21 protein-coding genes and 6 tRNA genes are annotated in these 26,799 nt (G+C 51.3%); 19 read left to right on the forward strand and 8 right to left on the reverse strand.

Features of this window, described 5'->3' with window-relative positions; translation table 11 throughout:
* Positions 1 to 104: 104 nt before the first annotated feature.
* Together pgm and seqA are read right to left on the reverse strand one after the other, a co-directional pair.
* Positions 105 to 1,748: a phosphoglucomutase (alpha-D-glucose-1,6-bisphosphate-dependent) gene (pgm, locus tag IV433_RS10805; RefSeq protein ID WP_195814197.1), complete on the reverse strand. Its 1,644-nt coding sequence runs from the start codon at positions 1,746 to 1,748 to the stop codon at positions 105 to 107.
* Positions 1,749 to 1,772: 24 nt separating this feature from the next.
* Positions 1,773 to 2,327 carry a replication initiation negative regulator SeqA gene (seqA, locus tag IV433_RS10810; protein WP_195814198.1) on the reverse strand — a complete coding sequence of 185 codons (555 nt, stop codon included), beginning with the start codon at positions 2,325 to 2,327 and terminating at the stop codon, positions 1,773 to 1,775.
* Positions 2,328 to 2,560: 233 nt separating this feature from the next.
* Between seqA and ybfF the strand changes: the two genes are divergently transcribed.
* Both ybfF and ybfE read left to right on the forward strand, forming a co-directional pair.
* Entirely contained in the window at positions 2,561 to 3,349 is a 789-nt protein-coding gene (gene ybfF / locus IV433_RS10815; protein WP_195814338.1) for an esterase, read from the forward strand.
* Between the two features lie 255 nt (positions 3,350 to 3,604).
* Positions 3,605 to 3,886 carry a LexA regulated protein gene (ybfE, locus tag IV433_RS10820; RefSeq protein WP_104924773.1) on the forward strand — a complete coding sequence of 94 codons (282 nt, stop codon included), beginning with the start codon at positions 3,605 to 3,607 and terminating at the stop codon, positions 3,884 to 3,886.
* Between the two features lie 65 nt (positions 3,887 to 3,951).
* Here ybfE and IV433_RS10825 read toward each other — a convergent pair whose 3' ends face one another.
* Positions 3,952 to 5,616 carry a methyl-accepting chemotaxis protein gene (locus IV433_RS10825; RefSeq protein WP_195814199.1) on the reverse strand — a complete coding sequence of 555 codons (1,665 nt, stop codon included), beginning with the start codon at positions 5,614 to 5,616 and terminating at the stop codon, positions 3,952 to 3,954.
* A gap of 410 nt (positions 5,617 to 6,026) precedes the next feature.
* Here IV433_RS10825 and fldA point away from each other — a divergent pair, with 410 nt between their 5' ends.
* Positions 6,027 to 6,554, forward strand: a complete 528-nt coding sequence (gene fldA, locus IV433_RS10830; protein ID WP_095921178.1) for a flavodoxin FldA — start codon at positions 6,027 to 6,029, stop codon at positions 6,552 to 6,554.
* A gap of 316 nt (positions 6,555 to 6,870) precedes the next feature.
* Entirely contained in the window at positions 6,871 to 7,326 is a 456-nt protein-coding gene (fur, locus tag IV433_RS10835; protein WP_152326459.1) for a ferric iron uptake transcriptional regulator, read from the forward strand.
* Positions 7,327 to 7,479: 153 nt separating this feature from the next.
* Here fur and chiQ read toward each other — a convergent pair whose 3' ends face one another.
* The 4 genes from chiQ to nagE form a co-directional block, all read right to left on the reverse strand.
* Positions 7,480 to 7,821: a ChiQ/YbfN family lipoprotein gene (chiQ, locus tag IV433_RS10840; protein WP_195814200.1), complete on the reverse strand. Its 342-nt coding sequence runs from the start codon at positions 7,819 to 7,821 to the stop codon at positions 7,480 to 7,482.
* Positions 7,822 to 7,834: 13 nt separating this feature from the next.
* Positions 7,835 to 9,247 carry a chitoporin ChiP gene (chiP, locus tag IV433_RS10845; RefSeq protein WP_165059726.1) on the reverse strand — a complete coding sequence of 471 codons (1,413 nt, stop codon included), beginning with the start codon at positions 9,245 to 9,247 and terminating at the stop codon, positions 7,835 to 7,837.
* 469 nt (positions 9,248 to 9,716) lie between these two features.
* The gene (glnS, locus tag IV433_RS10850) at positions 9,717 to 11,387 is read right to left on the reverse strand and encodes a glutamine--tRNA ligase (protein ID WP_195814201.1); all 1,671 of its coding nucleotides are present in this window, start codon (positions 11,385 to 11,387) and stop codon (positions 9,717 to 9,719) included.
* A gap of 191 nt (positions 11,388 to 11,578) precedes the next feature.
* Positions 11,579 to 13,525 carry a PTS N-acetyl glucosamine transporter subunit IIABC gene (nagE, locus tag IV433_RS10855; RefSeq protein ID WP_195814202.1) on the reverse strand — a complete coding sequence of 649 codons (1,947 nt, stop codon included), beginning with the start codon at positions 13,523 to 13,525 and terminating at the stop codon, positions 11,579 to 11,581.
* Positions 13,526 to 13,998: 473 nt separating this feature from the next.
* Here nagE and nagB point away from each other — a divergent pair, with 473 nt between their 5' ends.
* The 11 genes from nagB (at position 13,999) to IV433_RS10910 (ending at position 21,085) form a co-directional block, all read left to right on the forward strand.
* Positions 13,999 to 14,799, forward strand: coding sequence for a glucosamine-6-phosphate deaminase (gene nagB / locus IV433_RS10860; protein WP_152326454.1), 801 nt, complete (start codon positions 13,999 to 14,001; stop codon positions 14,797 to 14,799).
* Positions 14,800 to 14,941: 142 nt separating this feature from the next.
* Entirely contained in the window at positions 14,942 to 16,081 is a 1,140-nt protein-coding gene (gene nagA / locus IV433_RS10865) for an N-acetylglucosamine-6-phosphate deacetylase (protein ID WP_195814339.1), read from the forward strand.
* 20 nt (positions 16,082 to 16,101) lie between these two features.
* Complete coding sequence (gene nagC / locus IV433_RS10870; protein WP_195814203.1) at positions 16,102 to 17,325, forward strand: DNA-binding transcriptional regulator NagC; 1,224 nt, start codon at positions 16,102 to 16,104, stop codon at positions 17,323 to 17,325.
* Between the two features lie 57 nt (positions 17,326 to 17,382).
* Positions 17,383 to 18,135 carry an HAD-IIA family hydrolase gene (locus tag IV433_RS10875; protein WP_101075809.1) on the forward strand — a complete coding sequence of 251 codons (753 nt, stop codon included), beginning with the start codon at positions 17,383 to 17,385 and terminating at the stop codon, positions 18,133 to 18,135.
* Between the two features lie 362 nt (positions 18,136 to 18,497).
* A complete protein-coding gene (gene asnB, locus IV433_RS10880; RefSeq protein ID WP_120506273.1) occupies positions 18,498 to 20,162 on the forward strand; it encodes an asparagine synthase B in 1,665 nt (554 codons plus the stop codon).
* Positions 20,163 to 20,389: 227 nt separating this feature from the next.
* Positions 20,390 to 20,466: transfer RNA gene (locus IV433_RS10885), tRNA-Met, on the forward strand.
* Between the two features lie 8 nt (positions 20,467 to 20,474).
* Positions 20,475 to 20,559, forward strand: a tRNA-Leu gene (locus IV433_RS10890).
* Between the two features lie 23 nt (positions 20,560 to 20,582).
* A tRNA-Gln gene (locus IV433_RS10895) sits at positions 20,583 to 20,657 on the forward strand.
* Positions 20,658 to 20,722: 65 nt separating this feature from the next.
* Positions 20,723 to 20,797, forward strand: a tRNA-Gln gene (locus tag IV433_RS10900).
* Between the two features lie 92 nt (positions 20,798 to 20,889).
* Positions 20,890 to 20,966: transfer RNA gene (locus IV433_RS10905), tRNA-Met, on the forward strand.
* Between the two features lie 44 nt (positions 20,967 to 21,010).
* A tRNA-Gln gene (locus IV433_RS10910) sits at positions 21,011 to 21,085 on the forward strand.
* A 106-nt stretch (positions 21,086 to 21,191) separates the two neighbouring features.
* Here IV433_RS10910 and ubiF read toward each other — a convergent pair.
* On the reverse strand, positions 21,192 to 22,376 hold the full coding sequence (ubiF, locus tag IV433_RS10915; RefSeq protein WP_195814204.1) for a 3-demethoxyubiquinol 3-hydroxylase: 1,185 nt from the start codon (positions 22,374 to 22,376) through the stop codon (positions 21,192 to 21,194).
* A 188-nt stretch (positions 22,377 to 22,564) separates the two neighbouring features.
* On the opposite strand from ubiF, the gene miaB reads away from it, so the two are divergent.
* The 4 genes from miaB (at position 22,565) to corC (ending at position 26,795) form a co-directional block, all read left to right on the forward strand.
* Positions 22,565 to 23,989, forward strand: a complete 1,425-nt coding sequence (gene miaB, locus IV433_RS10920) for a tRNA (N6-isopentenyl adenosine(37)-C2)-methylthiotransferase MiaB (RefSeq protein ID WP_195814205.1) — start codon at positions 22,565 to 22,567, stop codon at positions 23,987 to 23,989.
* A gap of 269 nt (positions 23,990 to 24,258) precedes the next feature.
* Positions 24,259 to 25,335, forward strand: coding sequence for a PhoH family protein (locus IV433_RS10925; protein WP_195814206.1), 1,077 nt, complete (start codon positions 24,259 to 24,261; stop codon positions 25,333 to 25,335).
* Complete coding sequence (gene ybeY / locus IV433_RS10930) at positions 25,332 to 25,805, forward strand: rRNA maturation RNase YbeY (protein ID WP_195814207.1); 474 nt, start codon at positions 25,332 to 25,334, stop codon at positions 25,803 to 25,805. The genes IV433_RS10925 and ybeY overlap by 4 nt, the downstream gene beginning before the upstream one ends.
* Positions 25,806 to 25,916: 111 nt before the next feature.
* Positions 25,917 to 26,795, forward strand: a complete 879-nt coding sequence (gene corC, locus IV433_RS10935) for a CNNM family magnesium/cobalt transport protein CorC (RefSeq protein ID WP_101075684.1) — start codon at positions 25,917 to 25,919, stop codon at positions 26,793 to 26,795.
* Positions 26,796 to 26,799 lie beyond the last annotated feature (4 nt).

Genomic DNA, 26,799 nt, shown 5'->3' on the forward strand with positions numbered 1-26,799 from the left:
GGCAAGTCTGAATGAGCATTTAGATATATCTTTTTTACATCGAAATTTAGAGCAAAAAAAAAGCGCTGAATAATCAGCGCTTTCGGTGCAGTTAAGAAACGGTGCTATTTGGCGTCAGCGAGAACTTTGCTGACGATTTCCACGGCTTCTTTTTCAATTTGTTCGCGATGTTCTGCGCCGAGGAAGCTTTCACAATAGATTTTGTACGCTTCTTCAGTACCGGACGGACGTGCAGCGAACCAGCCGTTTTTGGTCATCACTTTCAGACCGCCGATAGACGCGCCGTTACCCGGCGCGTTTGTCAGACGGGCGGTGATCGGGTCACCGGCCAGTGTGTCTGCTTTCACCTGTTCAGGAGAAAGTTTGGACAACGCGGCTTTCTGCGCGTGAGTCGCAGGCGCCTGAATACGGTTGTAACTTGGCGCGCCGAAACGGGCAGCCAGTTCGTTGTAATGTTCCTGCGGGTTTTTACCGGTCACGGCCGTAATTTCTGCCGCCAGCAGGCACATGATGATCCCGTCTTTGTCGGTAGACCACGGCGTGCCGTTGAAACGCAGGAAAGAAGCCCCTGCACTTTCTTCGCCACCAAAACCGAAGCTTCCGTCAAACAGGCCATCCACGAACCATTTGAAACCCACCGGGACTTCGACCAGTTTACGGCCTAAGTCTTCAACAACGCGGTCGATCATCGCGCTGGAAACCAGCGTTTTGCCGACGGCGACGTCTTTGCCCCACTGCGGACGATGCTGGAACAGGTACTGAATCGCCACCGCCAGATAATGGTTCGGGTTCATCAGACCGGCAGGCGTCACGATACCGTGGCGGTCATAATCCGGGTCGTTTGCAAAGGCCAGATCGAATTTATCACGCAGCGCCAGCAAGCCGGCCATCGCGGATTCAGACGAGCAGTCCATGCGGATCACACCGTCGTGGTCGAGATGCATGAAGCGGAAAGTCTGATCAACTTCATCGTTAACCAGCGTCAGATCCAGTTTGTAATGCTCTGCGATACGCTTCCAGTATTCGATACCGGAACCGCCGAGAGGATCCACACCCAGTTTCAGACCTGCTTTCTGAATCGCGGCCATATCTACGATGTCGGTCAGCCCTTCAATAAACGGCTGAACCAGATCCTGCGCCACCAGATGACCACTCTTCCACGCCAGATCCAGAGACTGACGCTTGACGCCTGCCAGCTTCGCCGCCAGCAATGCGTTTGCACGTTTCTCAATCACCGACGTCAGATTAGTATCTGCCGGGCCGCCGTTGGTCGGGTTGTATTTAATCCCGCCATCTTCCGGTGGGTTGTGCGAAGGCGTGATGACGATGCCATCGGCCAGTGCGCCGCCTTTGAGATTGTGCGTCAGAATCGCATGAGACACCGCCGGAGTCGGGGTGAAACCGTTATCTTCCTGCACAATGACGTCAACGCCATTGGCCGTCAGCACTTCCAGCACAGAGATAAACGCCGGTTCGGACAGCGCGTGGGTATCTTTCCCCACGTAGCACGGGCCGGTGGTGCCCTGCTCTTTACGCACTTCAGCAATCGCCTGCGCAATCGCCAGGATATGCGCTTCATTAAAGCTGTGACGCAAGGAACTGCCGCGGTGACCGGACGTACCGAATTTCACGGCATGGGCCGGGTTTTGCGGGTCCGGTTGCAGAACGTAATACTGTGACGTTAACTGCGCCACATTGATCAAATCGCTTTGCTGAGCAGGTTGCCCTGCACGGGGGTGATTAGCCACTGGCGTTTCTCCCTTACGCTGAAATTAGAGGGTGCCGCACACTTTGTCAGTCAGTTCCGCCGGGAACTGCATGAGCTGCATGATGTGTTCGATCATGCTGCGTTTGCGACCTGTGTTGGTGTTCGTAATAACCCAATACGGCGTTCCGGGAACGTGTTTAGGCTTGGTATGAATGCCGTTTTGCAGCAGGGTTTGCTGGTCACCGGCAAAATAGGTACGCGTGCGGCCATGAAGTGAATCGGTCGCAGCGGCAAATTCTTTTGGGTTCAGGCAATACAAGGTCGACAGGATCAGCATAAAGCGGTTAACCGCTTTGGTCTGCTCTGCATATTCGTCAGACAGTAACAGTTCGCGAACGGCGCGGACTTTATCACGCGACGTCGGCGCGGCGGCGGCGGCAGGTTTTTCCTGTGCGACGGTCCCGGCAATAACGGCGGACGTTACTGGCGCGGCAGGAGCGGTCTGGCCGGCAGTAAATTTCAACATACGGCGCAAAATATCAGACGCACTTTCACCGATTGCTTGCGTGTGGCTGGCAATGTAGCGGTAGAGTTCTTCGTCAACCTCAATAGTTTTCATCTTTATCCAGTACTGTTTTTTCCACTAAATTCATTCAAAAGGATTATACAAATTTCTACGCGTTTACGAACAGGTGAATTGCGTCGCTAAGCAAAAAGCAGATTACTTCCCGTTTTCGCCGCGTTCGCCTTCTGTTCCACGTTGTCAAATCCCACTCAGTCATCTGGCAGAAACTTTCTGTTTTAAAAAAATCATCCGCTACTCATGATAACCTAATGAGATTGTTTATCTGTATGAACTTCGCCATGAAATTACATTATCGCCTGCAAGAACCTGAAGTCGCTGGCAGCGATGCGCTGCCGGTTCTCCTGATCCACGGACTGTTCGGAACCCTTGATAATTTGGGGATTCTCGCCCGCGACCTGAAACAACAGCATAGAGTGTTGCAGGTTGATTTGCGTAATCACGGGCAATCCGGGCGTTCGCCTGAGATGTCTTACGCCGCGATGGCGCAGGATTTAATGGAAACGTTAGATGAAGTCGGTTTCCAAAAATTCATCGTAATCGGCCATTCCATGGGCGGAAAAGCGGCTATGGCACTGACGGCGCTGATCCCCGACAGAATTGAAAAGCTCATCGCCATCGATATTGCGCCGGTGGATTATCACGTGCGCCGTCACGATGAGATTTTTGCTGCGATTAATGCCGTCACCGGGGCCGGATTGCGCGATCGCTCTTCCGCCACCGAATGCATGCATCAGTATATAAAGGAAGACGGCGTGATTCAGTTTCTGCTGAAGTCCTTCCGGCAGGGAGAATGGTGCTTCAATGTGCCGGTTCTGCTGAGCGAGTATGCCAAAATTGTCGGCTGGGAAGAGGTTCCGGCGTGGGATCATCCGGCGTTGTTCATCCGTGGCGGGGATTCCCCTTATGTGCAGGATGCGTATCGCGAAGATATTGGCCGTCAGTTCCCACAGGCAAAAGCCTATGTGGTCGCAGGAGCCGGTCATTGGGTGCACGCAGAAAAACCCGACGCCGTCCTGCGTGCTGTGCATCGTTTCATCGATTCGCCTTCGGTTTAACATCCTGGGGATAAATTGTGCAAAAAGTCTGCACAACTTCGAAAGTTAACGTGAAATCAGGGCAATCAGGCGTTGTGAACCCCAGGCGCGCCAGTGTATGATTGCGCGCTATAATTTTGCCGCCCCGTTTTACTCAGGTCGAGTTACGGGGGGTAAATTGGGTCAGGGTTTCTTAGCCCGAAATGTGTGAAACGCTCGTCAGGAATCGGCTTGCCGTTTTCCGATGTAAAAACTTCCCTGGTTGTACCGCTACCTATGGCAAAAGAACAACTGGATCGCACGACGATTGATCTGTTCGCAGATGACCGCCGTCCAGGGCGTCCAAAAACTAATCCGCTTTCCCGTGATGAACAGCTCAGGATCAACAAGCGCAACCAGTTACGCCGCGATAAAGCGAGCGGTCTGCGTCGCGTAGAGCTGAAAATGAACGCCGATGCTGTTGATACCCTCAATAAGCTGGCAGAAGAACGCAATATCAGTCGTAGCGAACTGATTGAAGAGATGTTGCTGTCGCATCTTAACGGTCAGGAAGGCTGATAAAAAAGCGGATAACCTCCCGGTTATCCGCCTGTTTTCTTTCCTTTTACGCCTTAACTCTCACCTCAGAACGTTTCCCAGTTTTCACTGCTTTTCGATGTCATTACACCGGTTGCAGGCCGTAACAACGGCTGAGGAACCACGCTGGCAGGTCGTTTTCCGACATTCGTGATGCTGTCTTTGAGTTTGAACGTTGCGACGGCGTTGTTCAGCAATGAAGCCTGCTCTTCCAGCGAAACCGCCGCGTGTGAAGCCTGTTCCACCAGTGCGGCGTTCTGCTGCGTTACGCTGTCCATTTGTGTGACCGCAACCGCTACCTGGCTGATGCCTTTGCTTTGCTCATCAGACGCCGAAGCGATTTCCGCCATGATATCCGTAACATGCGTGATTGAACGCACCACTTCGTTCATAGTCTGACCGGCGTTTTCCACCAGTTTTGAACCGCTGTCGACGCGGGAAACGGATTCGCTGATCAGCGATTCAATTTCTTTCGCCGCCTGCGCACTGCGCTGTGCCAGATTCCGGACTTCACTGGCGACCACCGCAAACCCACGCCCCTGTTCGCCTGCACGCGCGGCTTCTACCGCGGCATTCAGCGCCAGAATGTTAGTCTGGAAGGCAATGCTGTTGATAACAGAGGTGATTTCCGCAATTTTCTTCGAGCTGCCGGAGATATCTTTCATGGTGCTGACGACGTCAGCCACAATGTTACCGCCCTTCTGCGCGGTAGAAGACGCTTCCATCACCAGCTGGCTGGCGTGATGCGCGTTGTCTGCGTTGTGTTTTACCGTTGCCGTCAGTTCTTCCATACTGGCCGCCGTTTCTTCCAGTGCGGATGCCTGTTCTTCAGTACGGGAAGACAGATCGTTATTCCCGGCTGAGATTTCGGACGCGCCCTGATAGATGTGGTTGGTACAGTTGCGGATGGTCTGAACGGTATTTTCCAGGCTGGACTGCATAACGTTAAGCAGCGGAATCAGTTTACCCGCGCAGTTTTTGCCGAACTCTTCCAGGTAATGCGTCAGGTCACCGCTGGCAATCACGGCGAAGTGATCGCGGATTTTATCCAGCGGTTTCACCAGCGCCATCACGAGATAACGGTCGGTCAGCAGCAAAATAAGCAGGCCGAGAGAAAAAGCCGTCAGCAGAATAACTTTGCTGTAATAAGTCAGATGGTTTGATTTGGTCTGCGCCGCCTCGAAATCGACCGCAATCTGCCCGCTGACTTTTGTCATTGAGGCACCAAAATTGCGGCTCAGCGCTGGAACGGTATCGTTCGCGAGCTGATTATAGGCATCGAAATTTTTGCCAACGGCCGCTGAATATAACGGCGTAACGCCCTGCGCGACCAGACTTTCCCAACTGGAGACCAGTTCCTGAACTGACGCTTCATCTAATCCCGGATGCGGAGCCGTTTTGAAACTTGCCAGCGCCTGTGACAGACCATCGAGTGACTGTTTTGCCGTATCAAAAATTTCCGGCCCTTTTGACGGATCGGCCTGAAGCTGCCCCACGGCACGACTTAAGCGTGTGACGGTACGGAAGTACTGATCATTTCCTTTATTGATCAGCGCCATATTGTTGACCAGTTCGGTACTGTTTTGGGTGTTCTGCGTGAGCGTATTCAGGGAGGTGACGGTGTAAATAGACACACTCGCCCACATGACGCAAAAAATGCCCAGAATCGTTAATAATGCGGCCCTGATGGTAATATTTTTTAAAAACTGCACGATATGCCTCTCTCGAAACAGGACTGTTTCTGGTCTGAGGATTGACGGGGATGCGGAGAATCAAGACAGGTAGCCAGCAGGCGTTTGCCCCCGGACATGTTTGAACACCTCTCCGGGCATCGATTTCTTTATTATGTTGAGATTCCTCTCGCATCATCTATCGGCGTTCAACGGGCAAACTTAAGGAGTGGCGGAAATTATTTCTTAATTTTGCTTTTGCCCTCAATAAGTTTGAGGTTATTTAAAGCACACGAAGGCGATAACACTTAAAAAGATTGCCCGATAAACTTATCCACCAGTTAAGAAGGCGAGCTGAAACATATTCTCCGCCGCGCGAGTTTGCTATCATCTGCGTTATTATTGCCTGCAATGCAGAGCACTTCATTGAGAACAAGAGGTTAGGTAATCTTATGGCCGTAGTAGGTATCTTCTTTGGATCCGATACAGGTAACACCGAAAACATCGCGAAAATGATCCAGAAGCAATTGGGTAAAGATGTTGCAGAGGTGCATGACATTGCGAAGAGCAGCAAAGAGGATCTGGAAAAATTCGATATTTTGCTGATCGGTATTCCAACCTGGTATTACGGTGAAGCGCAGTGTGACTGGGACGACTTTTTCCCGACGCTGGAAGAGATAGATTTCGAAGGCAAGCTGGTTGCGCTGTTTGGTTGCGGCGACCAGGAAGACTATGCCGAATACTTCTGTGATGCACTCGGTACCGTGCGTGACATCATCGAGCCACGCGGCGCGGTGATCGTGGGTCACTGGCCAACTGAAGGCTATCATTTCGAAGCTTCAAAAGGTCTGGCCGATGATAAGCACTTCATCGGGCTGGCAATTGACGAGGATCGTCAGCCGGAACTGACCAACGAACGTGTTGATGCATGGGTCAAACAGATCACAGAAGAACTGAGCCTTTCAGAAATTATTGGCTAAAAACCCTGTTGGCCCTGAGGATTTATTCTACAATTGAAGGGCCAAACTATTACTGAAATTAACAATTTAACCGCTACAAAATTGTAACTTTCGGTGGTATCAAGGTACACTGAGTTCATCTGTTTTTTCTATCGATCAAGTCGTTGCATAATTGAATGTGACAGGCATTTTGTGATCTTTATTAACAGGCTACGTTTTTGAGAATCGGCACACTTCCCTTAAACGAAGAATCCTTAAACGACAAATTTTTGTGCCGCCGATGCCACAGGCTGCATGCCTCAACTTGATTAGCACATAGTAACAGGACTGAATCCGCATGACTGACAACAACACCGCACTGAAGAAAGCCGGCTTAAAAGTCACGCTTCCGCGCCTCAAAATCCTGGAAGTGCTGCAAGCGCCGGAAGGTCATCACGTTAGTGCGGAAGATCTGTACAAGCAACTGATTGATATGGGTGAAGAAATTGGCCTGGCGACGGTTTACCGCGTTCTGAACCAGTTTGATGACGCCGGTATCGTTACCCGTCATAACTTCGAAGGCGGCAAGTCTGTTTTCGAACTGACTCAGCAACATCATCATGATCACCTGATCTGCCTTGATTGCGGCCGCGTTATTGAATTCCGCGACGAATACATTGAAGGCCGTCAGCGTGAGATTGCGAAGAAACACGGTATCAAACTGACCAACCACAGTCTGTATCTGTACGGCCACTGTGAAGCGGGCGATTGCCGCGAAGATGAATCTTTGCACAATGACAAACCTGCGCAGTAATCTGCACGGTCAGTCCGAATAAATTAACCGCTGAAAGGCGGTTTTTTTATGTCTGCGATCCAAGCGGAGAGTTAAAACGCAAAACCCCGGCAAGCCGGGGTTTGTTGTTTCTTTATATCAGGCGCCAATAAATGACTCAGCGTTTACGTCCTGTTAATTAGCTGGCTTTGGCGAATTGTTAGAACGAATTTCCTGCCAGATTTTGCCGCAATCTGCCGCGTAAGCCTGGCCATCGCCGGTTTTACGCGCCGTCAGACAGCGCTGATAATCCACCACACGCACGGTTTCCTGATCGGCAAACTGCTTGTGCTCCTGTTCCTGTTTCAGAACATCAAGAATAGTCTGGCACGACGCCACTTTGTCCGGCGAGCCTTCTGCTTTAATGATGCAGTTGCTGTACGCCTGACGCAGTTTCGCATTTTCGGTTTGCGTAGCCGTTGGTGCACAACCCGCCAGTAACAGGGAAGTCACGACCATCATCAGTAATTTATTCATCGGTTTAGTGTCCTCAGAAAATAGTGAATGGAGCGATAACGATGAATTTCACGTCTTTTTCATCCTGGAAAATGTTGCCATAACCGCCGCCCCAGCTCGGGATATCCGAGTGGTTGTCGTACTGGGTGTAATGCAGTTTGAACAGCGTACCTTTCGCGCGACCTTCCTGAATGGTGTACAGCGCATCAAGGCTCCAGGCACTTTCTTTCAGGCGCTGGCTCTGGTCATAGATTGGATTGGTACTCGGTTTGGCATCCCACGCGTAAACATAAGAACCGCCCACTGCGAAGCCCGGCAGATCCCATTTTGCCAGGTCGTATAACACACCGGCGTAAACGGCTTTTTCGCCGTTGGCGTTGAAGTCAGAACGGTTATCCCACCACACATCAAGACGTCCGTTAGAAGAAGAATACGTCGGGGTCATGCGTTGTAAAAAATATCCCTGATTCCCCTCAGCTTTGACCATCGTCCCTTCCAGACGCCAGTTGAACTGGCCGGTGGTATAACCGAAAGTCAGTGCCTGCAACCAGGCCAAACCGTCATACAGGCTGTTGGGATCGTTCTGGTTGCTGATACGATCTTCCGCGCCGTAGAACTGGTAGCTGGTAGTAAGCGGGTTGCCCATCAGATCAATTTTGTACGACGCTTTGGCGAAGTACTGATCGACGTAACTTTCAGCCTGACCGAAAGCCGCTTCCAGCACGAGATCATTTTTGAAGTCGTATTTCGCACCCAGCGAGTGGATATAGGAAACACCGGTTTTCTTATCGTTCTGGCGGAAATCATCCATCTCCAGATGCCACGGCGATTTGTATTCATCCGCCCACATGTAGGAGAAACTCAGTTCGCCCGGATCGCCAAAATCATGTTTATACCCGGCTTCGGCACCGCGATAGGTACCCGGCATAAAGCTCCAGTGCGGGGCGATCAGCGTTTGTCCGGTGGGCTGAATATAACCAGCATGGCCCCAGAATCCGCCGTATTTGAATTTTCCGGCCGCTTTATAGAGGCTAACGCCGCCTTTATCGCCGGAATAATCTTCGTCATACGCATGATTTTTGGAGGAGAACGCGATTTCGTTCGGGTGGCCGCTGTCGCTGGCTTCGGCTAATTCGATCGCGGTGAATGCGGCGACGTCGATACCGAACATGTCCCAGGCATAGCCGGAGGAGAAATCGAGATTCAGGTTGGCGGTCGCGTGCGAAAGGTTGGTGGCGTATTTATCGTAATCGGGGTTATTCACCGTGACTTTTGTGCCGTCAGGGCGGGTTTCTTCTTTGGTTTTGTTCAAATCTTTGCGGTCGCGTTCGCGCTGCCAGTAATACACACCGCCGGTCAGCGTCGAGTCATCAATAAAGCCAGCCGCTCTGGCCTCTTCAGGGAACATCATTCCGCCGCCTAACAAAGTGCCAGCCAGCGTGTACATCACAGGTTTCAGGTAAGCCGATCCCCTGCCCCTGTTAAGGTGCTTGTGCATAGAAATTCCTCATTTTGACTAAAAAAAACGTGCAAAACCCAAACGGGTATTAAAAGCGGCCGCCAGAGGCGTAACCGTATAAAGCAGGATTAAGAGTATTTTTCGCGACGCGAATTATCAATGGGTAATTAAACCCTGATGGCTGAAGTATGACAAAGTGCACATAAAGATGAAAAAGTGTAACAAACGAGGAATGCGAAGGACTAAATCAGTGGACTCTGACAATCGATAACTAAAACAGATAATTAAGTAAAAATCGTATTGATTTAAACGTTTCAGCACTCTGATATTCGGAAAGGAAGGGCCTAAAAAGCAAACATGAAAAATGCATTAATTCGCGATGAAAAAGAAAATTCCGTGAATTTCTGACATAAAAAAACGCAGCCGGAGCTGCGTTTAGCAATCGTTAATCGGTGACTTACGCGACAGGTTTTGATTCCCAGGTATCACGCAGGCCAACGGTACGGTTGAAGACCAGATTTTCAGCGCTGGAATAGCGGCTGTCAGCACAGAAGTAACCTTCACGTTCGAACTGCAGGCTGATTTCAGCCTGTGCAGCCACCAGAGAAGGCTCAACGAAACCGTGCGCGATCACCAGGGATTCCGGGTTGATCGTGGTCAGGAAGTCTTCTGCCTGGCCCGGGTTTGCCACGCTGAACAGACGGTCATACAGACGGAATTCCGCCGGTTTGCCTTCAGTAGCGGAAACCCAATGGATCACGCCTTTCACCTTGCGGCCATCGGCAGGATCTTTGCTCAGCGTTTCGATGTCGTATGAGCAGAAGATCGTCGTCACATTACCTTCGGCATCTTTATCAATGCGTTCCGCTTTGATGACATACGCATTGCGCAGACGAACTTCTTTGCCCAGCACCAGACGCTTGTATTGCTTGTTCGCTTCTTCGCGGAAATCAGCCTGATCGATATAAATCTCACGGGTGAACGGCACTTCGCGCGTACCCATCTCCGGTTTGCTCGGATGATTAGGCATTTTCACCATTTGCACATCTTCACCGGTAAAGTTCTCAATGATCACTTTAACCGGATTGATGACAGCCATGGCGCGCGGTGCGTTTTCGTTCAGATCGTCACGAATACAAGATTCCAGCGCCATCATTTCGACGTTGTTGTCCTGTTTCGTCACGCCGATACGACGGCAGAATTCACGGATTGACGCGGCAGTGTAACCACGGCGACGCAGGCCTGAAACGGTCGGCATACGCGGGTCGTCCCAGCCTTCTACGATTTTATCCGTCACCAGCAGGTTCAGCTTACGCTTGGACATGATGGAATATTCGAGATTCAGACGGGAGAACTCGTACTGACGCGGGTGGCAAGGGATGGTGATGTTATCGAGAACCCAGTCGTACAGACGACGGTTGTCCTGGAATTCCAGCGTACACAGCGAATGAGTGATCCCTTCCAGCGCATCGGAAATGCAGTGGGTGAAATCATACATCGGGTAGATGCACCATTTTTTGCCAGTCTGATGGTGTTCCGCAAACTTAATACGGTAGATAACCGGATCGCGCATAACGAAGAATGGCGACGCCATATCGATTTTTGCACGCAGACACGCGGCGCCTTCAGCGAATTCACCGTTGCGCATTTTTTCGAACAGCGCGATGTTTTCTTCTACGCTGCGATCGCGGTACGGGCTGTTTTTGCCCGGGGACGTCAGCGAGCCACGGTATTCGCGAATTTCATCCGGAGACAGTTCGTCAACGTAAGCCAGACCTTTGTTGATCAGCTCCAGCGCGTAGCCGTGCAGTTGATCGAAGTAGTCGGAAGAATAGTGAATATCACCGCTCCAGCCGAAACCTAACCACTGGACGTCGTGTTTGATCGACTCAACGAATTCGATGTCTTCTTTTGCCGGGTTGGTATCGTCAAAACGCAGGTTGCACTGCCCCTGATAGTCTTGCGCAATACCGAAGTTCAGGCAGATAGACTTCGCATGGCCGATATGCAGATAACCATTAGGCTCGGGCGGGAAACGGGTATGAACGGTATTGTGTTTCCCGGTCGCCAGATCTTCATCAATAATCTGACGGATAAAATTTGTTGGGCGGGCTTCAGCCTCACTCATTGTGCAATTCCTCTACGCAACATTGACTCTACAGATAACCTGTTATGTTCCAACAAGCCACGTCGGGAAACAACCGTTACTTGCATAAAATCGTGGTTATCTGCATACCGCGTGTCCGTAAACAATAAAAAACGGGAAGAGATTGCTCTCTTCCCGCTAAGACTTAACTCAACTGAATCAGCGTCAGGAAATTATTTACCCTGAATCTCAAACAGTTTGGTCTGACCGGCTACGACTGAACCGCTGGCCAGTGAAATCACACCGGTGTAATCATCGATGTTGCTGACCACAACCGGGCTAATCATTGAGCGCGCGTTAGCGTTCAGATAAGCCAGATCCAGTTCCAGTACAGGCTGACCGGCAGTGACCGTTGCGCCTTCTTCAACCAGGCGGGTAAAGCCCTGGCCGTTGAGTGCAACGGTGTCGATGCCCATGTGCACCACGATTTCAGCGCCGGAAGTGGTTTCCAGGCAGAACGCATGGTTGGTGTTGAAGATTTTCACCACGGTACCCGCAGCCGGAGCGACGACTGTTTTATCCGTCGGACGAATCGCGACACCATCGCCTACCGCTTTGCTGGCGAAGGCTTCGTCTGGCACCTGATCCAGCGCTACGATGTCACCGGTAACCGGAGCCACCAACGTTTCAACGACCGCTTTAACGCTGTTTGGAACAGCCTGCGGAGCCGCTTTCACCGCCACAGGTGCTGCTGCGCTGCCTGCCGCAACCGGACCACGCGCCATCACTTTCTTCATTGCATCAGCCAGAGATTCCGCTTTTGCACCGACGATAACCTGAATGCTTTGTTTGTTCAGACGAACAATACCGGACGCACCCAGACGTTTACAGGCTGCATCATCAACAGTACCGGCATCTTTCACGTTCAGACGCAGGCGGGTAATACAGGCATCAATACCTTTGAAGTTATCAGAACCGCCCAGTGCGCTGATGTAGCTCACGGCCAGCTGATTCAGACCTTCTTCAGTATTGCTGTTCGCTTCCGGTTCACCGATATGGTCGGCGTCGTCTTCACGGCCCGGCGTTTTCAGGTTGAACATGCGGATAATTACGCTGAACAGTACGAAGTAGATGACGAAGAACACAACGCCCATCACCAGCAACATCCAGACGTTTTTACTTGCCGCCGGCAGGTTGTACATCAACGCGTAGTCAATCGCACCCGCGGAGAAGGAGAAGCCAGCGTGGATACCCAGCGCAGTTGCAACGTACAGGCTGATCCCGGTCAGGATGGCGTGGACTAAATACAGCAGCGGAGCAAGGAACATGAACAGGAATTCTAACGGCTCGGTCACACCAGTCAGGAATGCAGTCACCGCAACGGAGACCAGCATACCGCCCACCAGTGGACGACGTTCTTTCGGTGCTGCGAAGTACATTGCGCATGCTGCGCCTGGCAGACCAAACATCATGATTGGGAAGAAGCCGGACATGAACATCCCTGCGGTGCCGTCACCCGCGTAGAAGCGGTTGATGTCGCCGTGGAATACTGTACCTGCTGCGTTGGTGAAGTCACCAATCTGGAACCATGCGATGGTATTCAGAACCTGATGCAAACCGGTTGGGATCAGCAAACGGTTTACGAAACCGAAGATACCCGCACCGAATGCGCCTGCGCCTACGATCCACTCACCACCGGCGCGGATTGCATCCTGCACCGGAGGCCAGACGTAACCGAAGATCGCGGCCAGAATCAGACAGAAGAAGCCTGTTGCGATAGGAACGAAACGTTTCCCACCGAAGAAGCTAAGGAAATCAGGAAGTTTGATATCAGACCAGCGGTTGTAAACCATACCGCCGACCAGACCGGTGATGATACCTGCCAGAACGCCCATATTGACGGCCGGGTTGATGGTAATCATCGCTTTGGTCAGAATGAAATAACCAATACCACCCGCCAGTGCCGCAGCACCCGCGTTGTCTTTAGACCAGCTTGATGCCACACCAATAGCAAAAATCAGGGCCAGGTTATCGAAGATCCCGCCACCGGCTTGCGCGATGAACGGCATATTAAGAAGATCAGGCTGACCGAAACGCAGCAGTAACGCAGCGACCGGTAGCACGGCTATCGGCAGCTGAAGTGCTCTGCCTAAACGCTGAAAGAATCCAAGAATATTCACATTTCCCCCTATCCGCCGCCAGGCGAATCACCTAAGTAGTTTAATTAGTATGGTTACTACCTTTACTCACTTACCGTTCCGATTTAACCAACTGCTTTGCGAGTGTAAAAAGATTATTTCGTATCGCAAATTAAAACCTCTATTTTTGTGATAATTATCACCAAAAAGAGGTCATAACATGCCATCAGGCTGGTCAACACACAAAACTTATTTTATCATTAAAAAAATCTAGACGGCATTGTGCCAGCCACAAACCGTCACGGTGGTTTACGCTTAACATGACCGCCCTGAACCAAAACAGCTTTGACTTCCTTATCCGGAGTCACTGGGTTACAGGCAGGCGGCAATCGAAAAATCCGTTGCGCTTACTCCGTTAAGCCAGGCAGAGATTCGAAAGCAGCCAACACCCCTGCAACGTCAAGGACAAAGGATATACACAGTATATTCAATATTCTGAAACTAAGAGGTACGTGATGAGACTTATTCCTTTAAACACCACCACTGAAGTTGGCAAATGGGCAGCACGTCATATCGTTGAGCGTATTAACGCCTTCAAACCCACTGCCGACCGCCCGTTCATTTTGGGCTTACCTACCGGTGGCACACCACTCGAAGCTTACAAACATTTAATCGCCATGCATAAAGCAGGCCAGGTTAGCTTTAAGAACGTGGTTACTTTCAATATGGACGAATATGTTGGCTTACCGCAGGAACACCCTGAGAGCTATCATACGTTCATGTACAAAAACTTCTTTGATCACGTTGATATTCCACGCGAAAACATCAATCTGCTGAATGGTAATGCACCAGACGTCAACGAAGAATGCCGTCAGTACGAAGCAAAAATTAAGTCTTACGGTAAAATTCACCTGTTCATGGGTGGCGTGGGCAACGACGGTCACATTGCCTTCAACGAACCGGCATCTTCACTGGCTTCACGCACCCGTATCAAAACCCTGACACACGAAACCCGCATCGCGAACTCCCGTTTCTTCGACAATGACGTCTCTCAGGTGCCAAAATACGCCCTGACCGTTGGCGTAGGCACACTGCTTGATGCAGAAGAAGTGATGATTCTGGTCACCGGCCACGCGAAGGCGCAAGCGCTGGAAGCGGCCGTCGAAGGGAACATTAACCACATGTGGACCATCAGTTGCCTGCAATTGCATGCAAAAGCCGTTATGGTGTGTGACGAGCCGTCCACCATGGAACTGAAAGTCAAAACTGTTAAATATTTCCGCGAGTTAGAAGCGGAAAATATGAAAAACCTTTAACTAACTGAATCCCCAAAATCATTTGAGTTGCAGCAAGGCGGCAACTGCGCGAGTCACCGGGAGCTTACTCAAGTAAGTGACCGGTGCGAGTAAGGCAGCCAACGCGGCTGCGGCTCAAAGGATGAAGGGGAATGGGGGCATGATGTACGCTTTGATTAACGGCCGGATCTATACCGGCCACGACGTTCTGGATAACCATGCGGTCGTGATTGCCGATGGCAAAATCGAACGTGTCTGCGCGGTCAGCGAGCTGCCGGACAATGTGGAAACCCGCGATCTGGACGGTGCCATTCTTGCCCCCGGATTTATCGACCTTCAACTTAATGGTTGTGGCGGCGTGCAGTTTAACGATTCACTGGAAGCGATTTCCGTAGAAACGTTAGAAATCATGCAGAAAGCCAACGAAAAATCCGGCTGTACCAGTTTCTTACCTACGCTGATCACCTGTAGCGATGACTACATGAAGCACGGCGTCAGCGTAATGCGCACGTATCTGGAAAAATATCCGAATCAGGCGCTGGGTCTGCATCTTGAAGGCCCGTATCTGAGCCCGTTGAAAAAAGGCACCCACAATCCGGCCTTTATCCGTAAGCCTGATGACGCCATGATTGATTTTCTGTGTGAAAACGCCGATGTCATCACGCAGCTGACGCTTGCGCCGGAACAGGTTGAAGCCCGCTGTATCCGCCAGCTGCGCGCTGCCGGAATTGTGATTTCCGCAGGCCATTCCAATTCGACGTATGCCGAAGCCCGCGCCGGTTTTGCGGCCGGTATCACCTTCGCAACGCACCTTTATAATGCAATGCCGGCGATTACAGGTCGTCAGCCTGGCCTTATTGGTGCAATCTTCGATACACCGGAAGTGTATACCGGTGTGATTGCCGACGGTTTGCATGTCGATTACGCCAATATTCGCAACGCGAAAAAGCTCAAAGGCGAGAAACTGGTGCTGGTCACCGACGCCACTGCGCCAGCGGGTGCCAATATTGATGAGTTCATTTTTGCCGGTAAAACAATATACTACCGTGACGGACTCTGTGTGGACGAAAACGGAACACTGAGCGGCTCTGCGCTGACCATGATCGAAGCAGTTCAAAACAGCGTCGAACATGTCGGCATTGCACTGGATGAAACGTTGCGTATGGCATCGCTTTATCCGGCCCGCGCGATTGGCCTCGACGGCCAGCTGGGCAGCATTGAAGCAGGCAAAGTCGCCAACCTCACCGCGTTCACTCATGATTTTAAAATCACAAAAACTATCGTTAATGGTGACGAAGTTTAATTGAGCGGATAACAGCATTGATGACAACTGGCGGACAGCAGGCACAAATCGGCAACGTTGATCTGGTTAAGCAGTTAAACGGCGCGGCGGTTTACCGCCTGATTGACCAACAAGGGCCCATTTCGCGCATTCAAATCGCCGACATGAGCCAGTTAGCGCCCGCCAGTGTCACCAAAATTACCCGACAGTTACTCGAGCGCGGGCTGATCAAAGAAGTGGATCAGCAGGCTTCCACCGGAGGTCGCCGCGCTATTTCAATCATCACTGAAACCCGCCCTTTTCATACCATCGCCGTTCGACTTGGCCGCCATGACGCGACCATCACGCTCTACGATCTCAGCGCAAAATCACTGGCCGAACAACATTATTCACTGCCAGAACGCACTCAGGAAACGCTTGAGAACGCCTTATTTGAGGCGATTTCGCAATTTATCGAGCTGAATCAGCGCAAAATTCGTGAGCTGATTGCCATTTCCGTGATCTTGCCCGGCCTGGTCGACCCGAATAAAGGCATCGTCCGCTACATGCCGCATATCAGCGTCGGTGCGTGGAAATTAGTCGATGCGCTGGAAGCCAGATTCAAAGTCACCAGCTTTGTCGGCCACGATATCCGCAGTCTGGCCCTCGCCGAGCACTATTTCGGGGCAACCCGCGACTGTCAGGACTCCATTTTGGTTCGTCTTCACCGCGGTACCGGCGCAGGGATTATCGTTAACGGCCAGATTTTCCTAGGCAGTAACGGCAACGTGGGTGAAATTGGCCACATTCAGATCGACCCGCTGGGCGAACGGTGCCACTGCGGCAACTTCGGCTGCCTGGAAACGGTCGCCGCGAATGCCGCTATCGAAAACCGTGTACGTCATCTGCTCACGCAGGGCTACGCCAGCAAACTCAGCCTGAACGATTGCTCAATTTCCGCTATCTGCAAAGCCGCCAATCGCCATGATGCGCTGGCCACTGAAGTGATTGAGCATGTGGGCCGTCAGCTTGGCAAAGGCGTTTCCATTGCGATTAACCTGTTTAATCCGCAAAAAGTGGTGATTGCCGGTGAAATTACCGAAGCGGATAAAGTCCTGCTGCCGGCCATCCAAAACTGCATTAATGCTCAGGTTTTGAAAGATTTCCGCCGCAATCTACCGGTTGTGACTTCCGCGCTTAATCATCAGTCCGCGATTGGTGCGTTTGCGCTGGTCAAACGGGCTATGCTGAATGGCGTTCTGTTGCAGCGTCTGATGGAAAATTAAGGCGTGCTATAGTAATGGGCTGCCAAGAATGGGGCTGAAAATGTGGGTTTGGAAATCATGACAATTAAGAATGTAATCTGTGACATTGATGGCGTGCTGTTGCACGACAACACTGCTGTACCCGGCGCCGATCGCTTTCTGGCCCGAATTCAGGAACAGGGAATGCCTCTGGTCATTCTCACCAACTACCCTTCCCAAACCGCTCAGGATCTGGCAAACCGCTTCAGCGCTGCCGGTCTTGAAGTGCCGGAAAGCGCGTTCTTCACGTCCGCGATGGCGACGGCTGATTTCCTGAAACGTCAGGAAGGCAAAAAAGCCTACGTCGTTGGCGAAGGCGCTCTGATTCACGAGCTGTATAAAGCGGGTTTTACCATCACAGACATCAATCCTGATTTTGTGATCGTCGGCGAAACGCGTTCGTACAACTGGGACATGATCCATAAAGCAGCGTATTTCGTGGCGAACGGTGCGCGTTTTATTGCGACAAACCCGGACAATCATGGCCACGGTTTCGTCCCTGCCTGCGGCGCATTGTGCGCGCCGATTGAGAAAATCACCGGACGTAAGCCGTTTTATGTCGGCAAACCGAGCCCGTGGATTATCCGTTCTGCCCTGAATAAAATGCAGGCACATTCAGAAGGTACGGTCATCGTTGGCGATAACCTGCGAACTGACATTCTGGCCGGTTTTCAGGCGGGTCTGGAAACGATCCTGGTGCTGAGCGGTGTTTCTTCACTGAACGATATTGAAGGAATGCCTTTCCGCCCGACCTGGATTTATCCTTCAGTCGCGGATATCGATATCATCTGACCGCGTCGGGTAAGCCGATGAAAACGAGTCTGAATCTGCATTCAGGCTCGTTTTTTTTTACCTTGCTGACTGATTTTTATCCGTTTTTTTGTTTTTTTGAATTCCCACCAATTTTTCGGCATTAAATTGATAATCCATCAACGAAAAAGCCATTAAACTGAACATCCGCTAACAAACCAGCCTCACCAACACACTATTTATCAGAAGAGCGTTAAACCGCTTGCACAACACAGGGGTTTTGACGCATTTTCATAGTCAGCAACGCAACAAAGCCTGACTAAAACTGAAAGAACGGCAACGTTGATCCTCATTCGTAAACATAAAAATGACAGCCAGAGAAACGTCGTTAGGGAGATAGAAATATGTGTTCAATTTTCGGTGTGCTCGATATCAAAACTGACTCCGTCGAGCTGCGCAAAAAAGCGCTGGAACTCTCGCGCCTGATGCGTCACCGCGGGCCAGACTGGTCCGGCGTGTTCGCCAGCGACAAAGCGATTCTGTCGCATGAACGTCTGTCGATTGTCGACGTGAACAACGGCGCACAGCCTTTGTACAACGCAGCACATACCCACGTTCTGGCTGTAAACGGCGAAATCTACAACCATCAGGCCCTGCGCGCTGAATTGGGCGACAAGTATGAGTTCCAGACCGCGTCTGACTGTGAAGTCATTCTGGCGCTGTATCAGGAAAAAGGCCCGGCGTTCCTCGACGAACTGCAAGGTATGTTCGCCTTCATTCTGTATGACACAGAAAAAGACGCGTACCTGATTGGCCGCGACCATCTGGGCATCATCCCGCTTTACATGGGTTATGACGAACACGGCAACATGTACGTGGCGTCTGAAATGAAAGCGCTGGTGCCGGTTTGCCGCACCATCAAAGAATTCCCGGCGGGCAGCTATTTGTGGAGCCAGGAAGGCGAAATCCGTGAATATTACCAGCGTGACTGGTTCGATTTCGAAAACGTCAAAGATAACGTCACTGATGCTGCGGCACTGAAAGATGCGCTGGAAGAATCCGTGAAAAGCCATCTGATGTCTGACGTGCCTTACGGCGTGCTGCTGTCCGGTGGTCTGGATTCTTCCGTGATTTCAGCCATTACCAAGAAATTTGCCGGTCGCCGCATTGAAGATAAAGATCAGAGCGAAGCCTGGTGGCCACAGCTGCACTCCTTCGCGGTCGGTCTGGAAGGTTCTCCGGATCTGCGCGCTGCCCAGGAAGTTGCAAACCATTTAGGCACCGTGCACCATGAAATTCACTTCACCGTGCAGGAAGGTCTGGACGCTATCCGTGACGTGATTTATCACATCGAAACTTACGACGTGACCACCATTCGCGCGTCAACGCCGATGTATCTGATGTCCCGTAAAATCAAAGCGATGGGCATCAAGATGGTGTTGTCCGGCGAAGGTGCCGACGAAGTCCTGGGCGGTTACCTGTATTTCCATAAAGCGCCGAACGCGAAAGAATTCCACGAAGAAACCGTACGTAAATTGCTGGCCCTGCACATGTATGACTGTGCCCGTGCCAACAAAGCGATGTCCGCCTGGGGTGTTGAAGCCCGCGTACCGTTCCTGGATAAAAAATTCCTCGACGTCGCAATGCGCATCAACCCGAAAGACAAAATGTGCGGCAACGGCAAAATGGAAAAACATATCCTGCGCGAATGTTTTGAATCTTATCTGCCACACAGCGTTGCATGGCGCCAGAAAGAACAGTTCTCTGACGGCGTGGGTTACAGCTGGATCGATACGTTAAAAGAAGTCGCGTCTCAGCAGATTACCGATCAACAGCTCGAAACTGCGCATTTCCGTTTCCCGTACAACACGCCGACGTCTAAAGAAGGCTATCTGTACCGCACCATTTTCGAAGAACTGTTCCCGGTTCCAAGCGCGGCTGAATGTGTTCCTGGCGGCCCGTCAGTAGCCTGTTCTTCAGCGAAAGCCATCGAATGGGATGAAGCGTTCAAAAACATGGATGACCCTTCTGGCCGTGCGGTTGGCGTTCACCAGTCAGCGTATAAATAAGCCTTTACCGGTTATTTTCCATGAAGCAAGCGGGCCTTTTCAGGCCCGTTTTTTTATGGGTAAAGCCAGTAAAAATAATGTCTTTTGCCCAATTAATCACCAGAGTGGTTATAAGCCAGACAAATGGACGCTCTCACGCCTTTTTCTCCAAAAAAGGTGTTGACGCAAAACGGTCATATACGCATAATGCGCCCCGCAACGCCGATGAAGGTAGCGCGAAAAAAGATGGCTACGTAGCTCAGTTGGTTAGAGCACATCACTCATAATGATGGGGTCACAGGTTCGAATCCCGTCGTAGCCACCATCTTTTTTGCGGGAGTGGCGAAATTGGTAGACGCACTAGATTTAGGTTCTAGCGCCGCAAGGTGTGCGAGTTCAAGTCTCGCCTCCCGCACCATTTCATCGAGTCGGCAGCACAGTTGGGGTATCGCCAAGCGGTAAGGCACTGGTTTTTGATACCAGCATTCCCAGGTTCGAATCCTGGTACCCCAGCCATTTTCTTACCCTTCGCATCTCTGGTGTGAATGTGAGAAAAAACCAATTTGAAGAAGTTGTACTGTTGGGGTATCGCCAAGCGGTAAGGCACTGGTTTTTGATACCAGCATACCCTGGTTCGAATCCAGGTACCCCAGCCATACTTCTTTCTGTATAATTGGTAAGCACTTGAAATTTATTATTAAGTTAGTTAAATTAGTGCTTGAAGTTTTGAAGTAAGTCAGTAGAATTTGGCTACGTAGCTCAGCTGGTTAGAGCACATCACTCATAATGATGGGGTCACAGGTTCAAATCCCGTCGTAGCCACCATTTTACTTGCAGTACACTGCTCAAAAGGTAGTGAGTTTTAAAATTGGGGTGTCGCCAAGCGGTAAGGCTCTGGTTTCTGATACCAGCATACCCAGGTTCGAATCCTGGCACCCCAGCCACATTAAGAAAGCCCGCTTCGTGCGGGCTTTTTGCTATCTGTCGGTTGAGTCAGACTCAAAAAAAAGGCAAGCCGACATTCATCCGGCCAGCCCTTCTCTCACTTAATTAAATTCCTAATGCATATTTCAGCGCTTTGGTTTTCAGTGCCCCTGCACGTTGTGCCGTCATCAGTGCCAGATTTCTCAATGCTTTGACGGGTGCCAGATCGTTACTGAACGCGGTATAGAACAAATCCATGCCGCTTTGCATCAGCAGATTATCCAGGCGACGCTGACGCTGATAACGCATCAGCACGCTCTCGCTGCTCCACGCTTCATCGTGATCACGCGCTTTTTCCAGCACCGAAAGCAATGCTTCTACGTCGCGATAACCCAGATTCACGCCCTGCCCGGCCAGCGGATTGATCGTATGCGCCGCATCGCCCACCAGCGCCAGCCCAGGCAGGACATAACGCTGCGCATGGCGGCGAACCAGCGGGAACGCGCCTGCTGCTATTGCATTGATTTTTCCAAGGCGTGGTGGGAAGGCCTGCATAATCTCCGCCGTCAGCTGTTTCATGTTCAGCGTTTTCAGATAACGGATGCGCTGCGGGCTGTCGTACCACACCAGCGACGCCTGATTGCCAAACAACGGCAGGAACGCACGCGGGCCGGAAGGGAAAAACTGCTGCCAGGTGACATCCTGATCCGGCGTTTCGGTTTCAACGTTAATCAGCATACAGTGCTGGCGATATTCCCAACCATCAACGCCGATGCCTGCCAGCTGGCGTACCAGAGAATTCGCCCCGTCGGCCGCGACGACCAGTTTTGTACGCAGCAGTTCACCGGTTGTCAGCTGAAGTGACCAGGTTTTATCGTCATGCTGCAGGAGATGGCGCAGTTTCGCCGGGCAGAAACGGGTCAGATTGGAGAAAGCATTAAACTGCTGCCAGAGCGCCAGCTGAAGCACGCGGTTTTCAATCATGAATCCCAGCTCCGGTAATCCGAGTGATTGCGCATCGAATTTTACGTCGGAACCGTCAACTTCCCAGGTTTCCAGGCGGCGATACGGCACCGAGCGCATTTTTTCAACAGCAGGCCACGCCTCTAATTTCTGCAAGAACCGCACCGAAGCGCAGCCAATCGCAGAAATTCTCAGGTCTGCCGCCGCTGATGCGTCAAATTCAGCCGGCTCTTCATTTTCGATCAGTGCAACCTGAAGCCCCTGACGGGCCAGTCCGAGCGCTGCTGCAGCGCCTACCATCCCGCCACCGACAATCACTGCATCAAATGACTTCTCTGAATTATTCATTTTATTCCAGCTTTCTATTTCAGTTCATTATGCGAAGTGTACCGGATTTTTGTGTCAGCATCAGGGCCTAAGCTGCTTTCCCGCACTGGTCAGCGCTAAGGTGAGGGTTTACAATACCGCCCCTGAACAACGCTATGCACTGCGGCACTGCCGATCTAACGTTCCCCGTATTGAGTACTGACACGCTGATGACTAAAAAACTGCACATAAAAACCTGGGGCTGCCAGATGAATGAATATGATTCATCCAAAATGGCCGATCTTCTTGATAGCACCCACGGTTACCAGCTGACGGATAACGCTGAAGAAGCAGACATTCTGCTGCTGAATACCTGTTCAATCCGGGAAAAAGCCCAGGAGAAAGTGTTCAGCCTGCTGGGACACTGGAAATTATTAAAAAAGAAAAACCCGGATATTATTATCGGCGTCGGCGGCTGCGTGGCATCTCAGGAAGGGGAATTGCTGCGTAAGCGTGCGCCCTGCGTTGATATCGTTTTTGGCCCGCAAACCCTGCATCGCCTGCCAGAAATGGTCAACCATGTTCGCGGCACCAAAAGCCCGGTCGTGGATATCAGCTTTCCGGAAATTGAGAAATTTGACCGTCTGCCGGAACCACGCGCAGATGGCCCGACCGCATTTGTCTCCATCATGGAAGGTTGCAACAAATATTGCAGTTTCTGCGTGGTGCCTTACACGCGCGGCGAAGAAGTCAGCCGCCCTTGTGATGACGTCCTGTTCGAAGTCGCTCAGCTTGCCGCTCAGGGCGTGCGTGAAGTTAACCTGCTGGGGCAAAACGTCAACGCCTACTGCGGCGATTCCTTTGACGGCGGCATCTGCACGTTTGCAGAATTACTGCGTCTGGTGGCGGCCATCGACGGTATTGACCGCATCCGCTTTACCACCAGCCATCCGGTAGAATTTACTGACGATATTATCGAGGTCTATAAAGACACACCTGAAGTGGTGAGCTTCCTGCATCTGCCTATTCAGAGCGGTTCTGATCGCATTCTCACCATGATGAAACGCCCTCACACGGTGCTGGAATACAAATCGACTATCCGTAAATTGCGGGCTGCGCGTCCGGATATCCATTTCAGTTCTGACTTCATCATCGGCTTCCCGGGCGAATCCAAAGATGATTTCGAACGCACTATGGATTTGATTGCGCAGGTCAATTACGACGTCAGTTTCAGCTTCATCTACTCACCACGCCCGGGAACACCCGCGGCCGACATGGTCGATGATGTGAGCATGGACGAGAAGAAACAGCGTCTGGCGCTGCTACAGGACCGGATCACGCAGCAGGTGATGCGGTTTAGCCGCGCCACGCTGGGTACCGTTCAGCGCATTCTGGTCGAAGGGACATCCCGTAAAGACATTATGGAACTGACCGGACGCACAGAATGCAACCGTGTGGTCAATTTTGAAGGCACGCCGGACATGATTGGCAGATTCGTGGATGTCGAAATTGTCGATGTCTACGCCAACTCCCTGCGTGGCGTGGTCATCCGCACAGAAGAACAAATGGCGCTGCGCCTGCACGAATCACCGCAATCTGTTATTGCCCGCACACGCAAAGAAAATGAACTGGGCGTTGGGATCTATCAGCCCTGAATCATTGCAGCGAAGAATGACAGAACCCCACAGGGCGCTCCGGCGTCCTGTTTCTTTTGAGAATTCAGACGCAACACCGGCTTCAAGGGTTTAATTTTCCAGGAAAGGCCGCATATCCGGATGCAGGTTCATGTAACTGCCGGCAAGCCGCAGCATATTTTGCCAAGGGCATGTATTATTAACTCAGGTATGGTTGACGGCTGAAAGCAGTTTACGGCCGTATGTCTCACTGAACGTACCCTGAATTATGCAGGGTAAACTGGTCCAGAGTGACCCAAAGGATAAGTTTGAACGTTGTAACACAAGAGATTTTACTGGAGCCCGAAGACAATCAGCGTCTGCTGAGCCTGTGCGGGCCGTTTGATGACAATATCAAACAACTGGAACGCCGGTTGGGCGTTGAAATCAACCGTCGTGATAACGCATTTAAACTTGTTGGAAAGAGCCTGCCGGTTGCGGCAGCCGCTGATATTCTGCGCGACTTATACGTAGACACTGCGCCGCTGCGTGGTGAGATTCAGGATATCGATCCTGAAAAAATCCATCTGGCGATTAAAGAAAGCCGCGTGCTTGAGCAAACGGCTGAAAGCGTGCCTGATTTTGGCAAAGCGGTCATCATTAAAACCAAGCGTGGCGTGATCAAACCGCGTACGAAGAATCAGGCGCAGTACGTTGCTAATATTTTGGATCACGACGTTACGTTTGGTATCGGGCCTGCCGGTACGGGTAAAACTTATCTGGCCGTTGCCGCTGCCGTTGATGCGCTGGAACGTCAGGAAGTGCGCCGTATTCTGCTGACGCGCCCTGCCGTTGAAGCCGGTGAAAAGCTGGGCTTCCTGCCGGGCGATCTCAGTCAGAAGGTGGACCCGTATCTGCGTCCGCTGTATGACGCGCTGTTCGAAATGCTCGGCTTTGAGAAAGTTGAAAAACTGATTGAGCGCAACGTAATTGAAGTGGCTCCGCTGGCGTATATGCGTGGGCGTACGCTTAATGACGCCTTCATTATTCTCGATGAAAGCCAGAATACCTCCATCGAACAAATGAAGATGTTCCTGACCCGTATTGGTTTTAACTCGAAAGCGGTTATCACCGGTGACGTCACACAAATCGACTTGCCGCGTCATCAGAAATCAGGCCTGCGCCACGCCATTGAAGTATTGTCTTCGGTTGAAGAACTGAGCTTTAACTTCTTCCACAGTGAGGACGTCGTCCGTCATCCTGTTGTCGCACGAATTGTTGTAGCTTACGAAGCGTGGGAAGAAGAAGACCAAAAACGTCGCGATGCGATTGCCGCAGAGCGTAAACATGAACATCAAAACAACGCATCCCAGCAGGTTAGTCAATGAACACGGTAATCCTCGATCTACAAATCGCTTGCGAAGAAAACGCAGGTTTACCGTCAGAAAATGACTTCCAGACCTGGCTGGAAGCTGTGCTTCCTCAGTTTCAGGAAGAGTCGGAAGTGACCATCCGCCTGGTCGACATCCCGGAAAGCCATGAATTAAACATGACTTATCGTGGCATGGATAAACCGACCAACGTGTTATCCTTCCCGTTCGAAGCTCCTCCGGGCATGGAAATGCCGCTGCTCGGCGACCTGATTATTTGTCGTCAGGTTGTTGAGAAGGAAGCCAAAGAGCAGGAAAAAGAACTTTGGGCTCACTGGGCGCATATGGTTATCCACGGCAGTTTGCATTTGCTGGGTTATGACCATATCGTTGATGAAGAAGCCGAAGAGATGGAAGCGATTGAAACTGAAATCATGCTGGGACTGGGTTATCCTGATCCCTATATTTCAGAAAAAGAAGACAACTGAAAATAGCCCGGATTCATACAACGCCTGCTACGGAGATCACTCTCCCGCAGGCGTTTCAGGCTAAGAGTTGATCATAATGACCACCAACACGAGAAAACTAAACCAAACGCCATGAGCGATGACCATTCACAAAATAGTGACAGCCCCAGTCCCAAGAAGGGCTTCTTTTCCCTTATCCTTAACCAGCTCTTTCACGGTGAACCTAAAAACCGTGGCGATTTGGTTGAGCTGATCCGTGACTCAGAACAAAACGATCTGATCGACCCCGATACCCGTGACATGCTGGAAGGCGTGATGGATATCGCCGAGCAGCGCGTCCGGGACATCATGATCCCACGTTCTCAAATGATCACGCTCAAACGCAATCAGCCGCTGGAAGAGTGCCTCGATGTCATCATCGAATCCGCACACTCCCGCTTCCCGGTGATCAGCGAAGATAAGGATCACATTGAAGGCATCCTGATGGCCAAAGACCTGCTGCCGTTTATGCGCACAGAGTCCGAGCCATTCAGCATTGATAAAGTGCTGAGAACCGCCGTGGTGGTTCCCGAAAGCAAACGTGTTGACCGCATGCTGAAGGAGTTTCGCTCCCAGCGTTACCATATGGCGATTGTTGTCGATGAATTCGGCGGCGTATCCGGCCTGGTCACTATCGAAGATATTCTTGAACTGATTGTCGGCGAGATCGACGATGAGTATGACGAAGCTGAAGATCTGGATATCCGCCAGCTTAGCCGCCATACCTACACCGTCCGGGCGCTGGCACCGATTGAAGATTTTAACGAGGTCTTCCAGACCCATTACAGTGACGACGAAGTCGATACGATTGGTGGTCTGGTTATGCAGTCCTTCGGTCATTTACCGGCACGAGGCGAAAGCATTGAAATTGACGGTTACCTGTTCAAGGTTGCGATGGCAGACAGCCGCCGTATTATTCAGGTTCACGTAAAAATACCGGACGACGCGCCGCAACCGATACTGGAAGAATAATTAC

This window comes from Rahnella laticis, from assembly GCF_015644585.1.
Taxonomy (GTDB): Bacteria; Pseudomonadota; Gammaproteobacteria; order Enterobacterales; family Enterobacteriaceae; genus Rahnella; species Rahnella laticis.